The sequence below is a fragment of the Streptomyces sp. cf386 genome (genome assembly GCF_900103585.1).
In the GTDB taxonomy this organism is placed as follows: Bacteria; Actinomycetota; Actinomycetes; order Streptomycetales; family Streptomycetaceae; genus Streptomyces.
In genome coordinates this window covers 620,330-627,041 of record NZ_FNHV01000004.1, presented here as the reverse complement: position 1 = coordinate 627,041, position 6,712 = coordinate 620,330, and the positions used below count along the sequence as shown (strand labels likewise).

The 6,712-nt window shown below is 68.1% G+C and carries 8 protein-coding genes; 5 read left to right on the top strand and 3 right to left on the bottom strand.

The annotated features are described in order from the left end of the window. Together BLU79_RS13945 and BLU79_RS13940 are read left to right on the top strand one after the other, a co-directional pair. Positions 1-458: transposase family protein (locus BLU79_RS13945; protein WP_256333290.1), on the top strand; the 458-nt coding region annotated here is incomplete at its 5' end. Positions 459-596: 138 nt separating this feature from the next. Then, complete coding sequence (locus tag BLU79_RS13940) at positions 597-1,067, top strand: GNAT family N-acetyltransferase (protein WP_093906010.1); 471 nt, start codon at positions 597-599, stop codon at positions 1,065-1,067. A gap of 24 nt (positions 1,068-1,091) precedes the next feature. Here BLU79_RS13940 and BLU79_RS13935 read toward each other — a convergent pair whose 3' ends face one another. Together BLU79_RS13935 and BLU79_RS13925 are read right to left on the bottom strand one after the other, a co-directional pair. Next, a complete protein-coding gene (locus BLU79_RS13935) occupies positions 1,092-1,859 on the bottom strand; it encodes a transposase (RefSeq protein WP_093906009.1) in 768 nt (255 codons plus the stop codon). Between the two features lie 401 nt (positions 1,860-2,260). Further along, positions 2,261-2,521, bottom strand: coding sequence for a hypothetical protein (locus BLU79_RS13925; RefSeq protein WP_143052498.1), 261 nt, complete (start codon positions 2,519-2,521; stop codon positions 2,261-2,263). Positions 2,522-3,043: 522 nt separating this feature from the next. Here BLU79_RS13925 and BLU79_RS13920 point away from each other — a divergent pair. From BLU79_RS13920 to BLU79_RS13915, 3 genes are read left to right on the top strand one after another with little or no spacing between them, the layout of a single operon-like run. Then, positions 3,044-5,161 carry a SpoIIE family protein phosphatase gene (locus BLU79_RS13920; RefSeq protein WP_093906007.1) on the top strand — a complete coding sequence of 706 codons (2,118 nt, stop codon included), beginning with the start codon at positions 3,044-3,046 and terminating at the stop codon, positions 5,159-5,161. 30 nt (positions 5,162-5,191) lie between these two features. Then, a complete protein-coding gene (locus BLU79_RS49950; protein ID WP_371131857.1) occupies positions 5,192-5,617 on the top strand; it encodes a DUF5131 family protein in 426 nt (141 codons plus the stop codon). Position 5,618: 1 nt separating this feature from the next. Next, positions 5,619-6,119 (top strand): DUF5131 family protein, encoded by a 501-nt coding sequence (locus BLU79_RS13915; protein WP_256333288.1) that lies wholly within the window; start codon positions 5,619-5,621, stop codon positions 6,117-6,119. 122 nt (positions 6,120-6,241) lie between these two features. On the opposite strand, the gene BLU79_RS13910 is transcribed toward BLU79_RS13915, so the two are convergent. Further along, on the bottom strand, positions 6,242-6,679 hold the full coding sequence (locus BLU79_RS13910) for a DUF2267 domain-containing protein (RefSeq protein ID WP_093906006.1): 438 nt from the start codon (positions 6,677-6,679) through the stop codon (positions 6,242-6,244). Positions 6,680-6,712: the final 33 nt, after the last annotated feature.

Genomic DNA, 6,712 nt, shown 5'->3' with positions numbered 1-6,712 from the left:
AGACCAAGCAGAACGCCGTGAAGTCCATGGTCGTCACGGACGCCGAGGGGCGCGTGTTGTTCTGCAGCCCGGTCCGGCCGGGCAGTTGCGCGGACATCACCCAGGCCCGACACCTCGGACTCGCCACGCTCCTGGCCGACGGTCCGTTCATGGAGATCCTCGCGGATGCCGGCTATCAGGGCATGGGAGCACAGACCGGCGGACGGGTGGTGACTGCGCCACACCGCAAGTTCAAGAAGAACGCTCCCGCCTGGTACGAGGAGAGGCACGAGCAGCAACGCAAGGCGCACTCCTCACGGCGCATCCGCGTCGAGCACGGCATCGCGCATCTGCAGAACTGGCGGGCTCTCGCCCGTCACCTCGGCCGCCGCGAGCACATGAGTGACATCGTCCAAGCCGTCGCCGGACTGCTCTCACACCAACAATCCGCCAGCCTCTCCCGCAGCTTTCGAGGGTGAACACGGTCAGTGCCGTAGACCTCGACGTGCCACGGCCAACCATGCACGAGGTCGTAAAGGTTGTCCCGTAACTGCGAGCTGGGCCTAGTCTGAACCAGCTACCTGGGTACCGATCTTCTGGAGAGTGAGACTGCGCCTATGGGCATATCCCTGCGCGAGCTTGAGGACAGCGACCTGCCGGTCTTCTGGCAGCAGCTGACGGATCCCGAGTTGCAGCAGATGGCAGCCGTGACCAGGAAGTATCACTACGACCGCGGCCACTTCGACCAGCACTGGATGAAGGTGCGCTCGGATCCGTCCGTGATCTTGCGAACCGTTCTCGCTGACGGCGCTGTAGCAGGACACGCCGCTGTCTTCGGTCCGCCGTCGGAGCGTGAGGTCACGTACGTCATCGGGCGAGCACATTGGGGCCAGGGAATTGCCACTGCGGCCCTGGCTGAACTTATCAAGCTGGAGCCCGCGCGGCCGCTGCACGCTGATGCCGCCGCTGACAATGCTGGCTCCATCCGCGTGCTGGAGAAGTGCGGCTTCATCGTTACGGGGAAGAGCCGGTGCTTCGCCCGGGCTCGTGACCAGGACATCGACCTGGTGCACTTGACGCTGAGCTGAGCATGCCGCCGCTGTCAGGACCGCTCAACCGGCCAATGCGAGGTTGTGCAGGCGGGCGATGCCGAGCATGGCCTGGTGAACGCCGTTGCCCTTGAGCCGGCAGTCCCGCAGGATTTTCCAGTTCTTCAGCCGGGACAGGGCGTGTTCTACCCGGGCTCGAGCCCGGCGGTGGACGGCGTTCTCCGACTCCTGCTGCGCGCTGAGCTGTACCTGCCCTCGTCGTTTGCGATGTGGGATGAGCAGACTGGTGCCCTGGTATCCGCCGTCGGCGATGGTCGGCGTGCCGCGGCAGACCCGGTCGACGCCGGACTCCGTGAACGCCCGGCAGTCGTTGCGGCTGCCGGGCAGCGGCAGGCCGATCGCCACCACCAGGCGGCTGTTGGCGTCGATCACGACCTGCAGGTTCGTCGAGTACCGATAGTTCTTACTGGACGCGGCCACGCTGCGATCACGGGTGGGCACCAGCGTGCCGTCGACGATGTAGACGGTGTCCTTGCGTGACCGCCGAGCCGGCGAGATGGCCAGCAAGGGCGCCAGGTGATCGAGGATGCGGTCGGCAGCAGACTTCGAGACCCCGAACAACGGCGCCACCTGCCGCAACGTCAGGTTCGTGCGCCAGTACGTCGCCACCAGCAATACTCGGTCTGCCAGCGGCAGCCGCCAGGGACGGCCGCGCTGAACATCGCCACCGCGACGCCGCACCAACGCCACCAGCCTGGCGAACTGCCAGTCGCTCAGCCCGGAGAACGGCTCGATCCACTTCGGATCATCCGCTGAGATCACCCCACCCATGCCCAGCCAACGCACCAACTGCCTCACCGGTTACGGGACAACATCTAGCCAGACCGACCGGAACAACACCGTGCCCGACCTCACCCACCACGCCCGACGGCTACGCGACGTAGCCGACGCACTCGAAGCGCAGTCCGAGCACACCGACGATCCACTCACTCGCATCCAGACACTCTTACGGCCATCGGCAACCGCCACATCAAACGCGGACAGCTCAACTACGCCGTACCTGACATCCTGCAACTCCAGCGACGCATCCGCCGCTACAACGCCGACCACGACGTTCCCCCCGGCGACATCGTCGCCCTGGCCCTCGACACCTGGCTTCGTGCAAAGGGCTACCCACCCGATCTCACCCCGCCCCATGCAGAAGCGCCATGAGCAGGGCGCCAGACCAATGGTTAAGTCTGGAGGGCGGCGAGCAGGTCGCCAATTTGCCCTGCTTCCTCCGTGAGGCCGAGGTCTTCGAACATGCGCTCCGCGCGCACGAAGTAGGTGACGGCCTGGTCTCTGTCACCCGACGTGGTCAATGCCATGCCGATACCGCACAACGCATGGGCGTGGAGGTCACGGGCGTTGGCTTGCTTGCGGGCCGCTTCTGCCTGCAAGAAGCAGGCGATCTGTTGCTGTGGTGTGAGGTCGTCCAGCTGAGTACAGGTCACTAGAATCGCCGCCTCAACCAGGGGACTCCCCCCCGGCACGGCTGGCTTCGACGGCGCGTTGGCAAGCAGCCTGTGCCGCCTCAGGCCGTCCCGACGACCACAGCGCGGGATATCCAGCCGGGCGCAGGTGCCTCAGCGCCTCCTGGACCACGCGGCCGAGGAAGAGAGATCTACGGCGTATGGACGCCCGAGGAACGGCCGGCCGTGGCTACCACATGAGCCCGGCACCCTATACCTGACGCGACCATGGCACAGGCCGCATACGGATAGGGTCGCCTCCGCACAGGCCGTCACCGAAGACGCACGCCGAGTCGTTCCTGGCAGACAGAGGGCGGGTGCTCGACGACTGTCTACACGGTGACATCGATCCTTCTGTCCGAGCAGCACGGTGAGAAGGGGGTGTGTTGTTTGGGGGTCCGGGGGGACCATAGAAACCGAAGAGCCTGCAGACCCGGACAGGCCCGCTCCAGTCAGGCCGACGCCGCGCCCACGTAGCGCCGGCCGGCGGAAGGAATGCCTGCGATGAGCGAAGCCGACCGGCCTCCCGCCGACCCCGGCTGGGCGGACATCGGCCGACCAGACAGCGGGTCGTCGCAGCCGAGCGGGTTGATGGACCTCCTTGGTGTCGCGGCGGTGCTGCTGGACGCCGACGGACGGGTCGTCCTGTGGAGTCCGCAGGCCGAGGAGCTGTACGGCTACAGCGCCCAGGAGGCCCTCGGGCAGTACGCTGCGCGGCTGCTGGTGCACGAAGAGCACTGGGACTGGGTGATCAAGAAGTTCGCCGAAGTCATGGAGACCGGCCAGAGCTGGGGCGGCACGTTCCCCATCCGATGCAAGGACGGCAGCACCCGGCTGGTGGAGCTGCGCAACATGCGGCTGCTGGACGACCGCGGCGACTTCTACGCCCTCGGACTCGGCGCCGACTCGCCCATGCTGCGCGAGGTGGAGCGGGACGTCGCCCTGTCCACCCGGCTGATCTTCCAGTCCCCCATCGGGATCGCGATCCTCGACACCGACCTCCGGTACGTGGCCGTCAACCCCGCCTTGGAGCGCATGCACGGCATACCTGCGGCACAGCACCTCGGCCGCCACTACCGCGAGATCATGAAGGCCACGAAGTTCGAGGTGCCCGAGGCCGCGATGCGGCAGGTCCTCACGACCGGGATACCCCTGGTCGACCAGTCCACCATCGTCGGCCGCACCCCAGCGGACCCGGGACACCAGCACGCCTGGTCGATTTCGTTGTACCGGCTGGAGGACCCCCAGGGCCGCGTTCTCGGGGTGGCCGACATCGTGGTGGAGGTCACCGAGCGGTACCGGTCGGCCCTGGAGGCCACCGAGACGCGGCGCCGCCTGGCCCTGATCGCCGACGGCTCCGCCCGCATCGGCACCACCCTGGAGATCGACCAGACCGCCCGGGAACTGGCCGAGGTCACCGTTCCCGACTTCGCCGACCTGGTCGCCGTCGACGTACTCGACTCCGTGGTCGACCAGCACCGCCCCGCCACCGGAGACGGCCCGACGCTCTTCCGTGCTCTCGCGGTGAAGGCCGCCTACCCCACCGACGCCGTTCACGCCGCCGATCCGCCCGGCCACATCACCGCCTACGACGCCGACCGCTTCGCCACCCGGTGTGTGCGCACTGGGCGGCCCGTCCTGATCCGCCACGCCGACGGCAACGACCTGACGCGCATCGCCCGCGACGAGCGCGCCGCCACGCTGCTGGCCCGCGCCGGCGTGCACTCCTACATGGCGGTACCGCTCATCGCACGCGGCACCGTCCTCGGCTTCCTGGGGCTGAGCCGTGCCCGCGATCCGCGGCCTTTCGACGAGGACGACCTCGCCATCGCGACCGAACTGGCCTTCCGCGCCGCGGTGTGCATCGACAACGCCCGCACGCACCAGAGCGTGCGCAACGCCGCCGAGACCCTGCAGCGCAGCCTGCTCCCCGAGCACCCGCCCCACCTGCCCGGCCTGCAGGTCGCCTCCCGCTACCTGCCCGCACAGGCCGCCTACGAGATCGGCGGCGACTGGTACGACGTCCTCCCGCTCGGCAGTGACAAGACCGCCCTCGTCGTGGGCGACGTCATGGGCAGCGGCATCGACGCCGCCGCCACCATGGGCCGCCTGCGCACCGCCACCACCGCCTTCGCCCGCCTGGACCTCGACCCCGCCCAGGTCCTTGAGCACCTCGACGCGATCACCTCCGGGCTGGAGCAGTACATCGCCACCTGCATCTACGCCGCCTACGACCCCCACCGCGGCGAGTGCCACATCGCCAACGCAGGCCACCTGCCCCCCGTCCTCATCCGCCAGGGCAGGCACCCCCAATTGCTCGAGCTGCCCACCGGCACTCCCCTCGGCGTCGGCGGTATCCCCTTCGAAACCACCACCGTGCGCTTCGCCGCCGGCGACCGGTTGGTCCTGTACACCGACGGACTGGTCGAGACCCGCCACCAGCCCATCGACGAACGCCTCCACACCCTCCTCCGCCTCCTCGACGCACCCGACTCCCCATTGGAAGAAACCTGCGACCGGCTTCTTCACGACCTCCGGCACCCCGACAACCACGACGACGTCGCCCTGCTGATCGCCCGCGCACGGCGCAGCACGCCAGATCGGGCACACCGCCGCCACTAGCCACCCGGGTGGGGGGCACCGTCTTCAGCAGTGCCCTGTTCGCGGTGGTCCCGCACCGTTTGGGCGGCAAAGCGGACGTTCGGCTGGCTGGGACGGTGCTTGTTTGCCTCTCGAAGGACCTCGAGTACCTGCGCCTCGGCTCGGAACCTCTTTCTGCATGCTTCTCTGCACCAAGCCGAAGGGCACAGTCGCGGCCGGTGGTGTGCGGTGAGCACCGGAACGGCTATCAAGTGGACCGAGACCACCTGGAATGCGGCGACCGGGTGCGATCGCATCTCGCCGGGCTGCGACCACTGCCATGCACTGACCTTGGCGAAGCGGCTCAGGCAATGGGTCAGGCAAACTACCAGCGCGACGGTGATCCGCGGACCAGCGGCCCCGGGTTCGGGGTCACAGTGCACGAGGACGCCTTGTTCGAGCCGCTACGGTGGCGTCGGCCGCGCAAGGTGTTCGTGAAGTGAGCGACATCGGCCACGCTCGTGTCCCCGCGGAGTTTGTGGCCAGGACCTTCGCGACGATGGCGCTGGCGCCGCAGCGCCAGTTCCAGGTACTTACCAAGAGGCCGCGGCGTCTGCGTCGCCTGCTGGAATCGCACAAGTTCGTGGACGCAGTCTGGGCCGAGATGGAACGGTTGTCAGAGGACGATGCTGTCCCGCTGGCCAGGACCGTACGCGAGGACGTGCGCAAGCGCGTGGCCAACTGGAACGCCTTGAGTTCGTGGCCACTGCCCAACGTCTGGATCGGCACGTCGATCGAGTCGGATGAGTACTGCTGGCGGGCTGATGAGCTGCGGGGTATCCCCGGCTGCCATCCGGTTCCTGTCGCTGGAGCCGCTGCTTGGGCCAGTGCCGCCGCTGGACTGGACTTGGCCTGGGTTCGCGACATTCGAGACCGGTGTGTCGATCTTCGGGTGGCTGTGCCCGCCTGTGCCGCCGCGGCGGACGTGGTGGGTGTGTGATCCAGCTATCCGTCCAAGAGCCCCTGGGGCCGGGCCCCGGCCAGGAAGGCAACACGTCGGGGGCGTAGGGCGGACAGCGACGCAGTGGTCGTCGCGCCCGCCCCGAGTACGCACATCGCCGTCTACGCGGCCGGGGTGAGTTCGGCGCGGCCGAACAGCAGGGCGTAACCGGTGGGGAGCTGGTGGAGGATGCGGGTGATCAGGTTGGGGCCGGCGTAGGCGGAGACGGCGGAGAAGACGGAGCCGGTGTCCCAGCGGGTGGTGGCCAGGGAGGCGCCGGTGCGGGCGGCGAGGTCCTTGACGAAGGCCCAGCCGGTCAGGGGCTGGGTGTCGGGGATCTGCGCGGTCAGTACGCGTGCGGCTTCCCAGGGCAGGCAGCGCGCCAGGTCGACGCGTTCGTCGCCGGTCAGCTGGCGCCCCAGTCCGGCAAGAACCAGGCGGACGGCTTCGTCGGCTCTCTCGCGGGTGGGGTAGGCGCCCTCGTAGCGGACCTTCTCCAGCATCTGCTCGTATGCCGTCCCGTACGACTGCTGGTGCGGTGCGTGCCGGTCGGAGATCACTGGGGTAGTTGCCTTTCTTACTGTGGCCGGTGG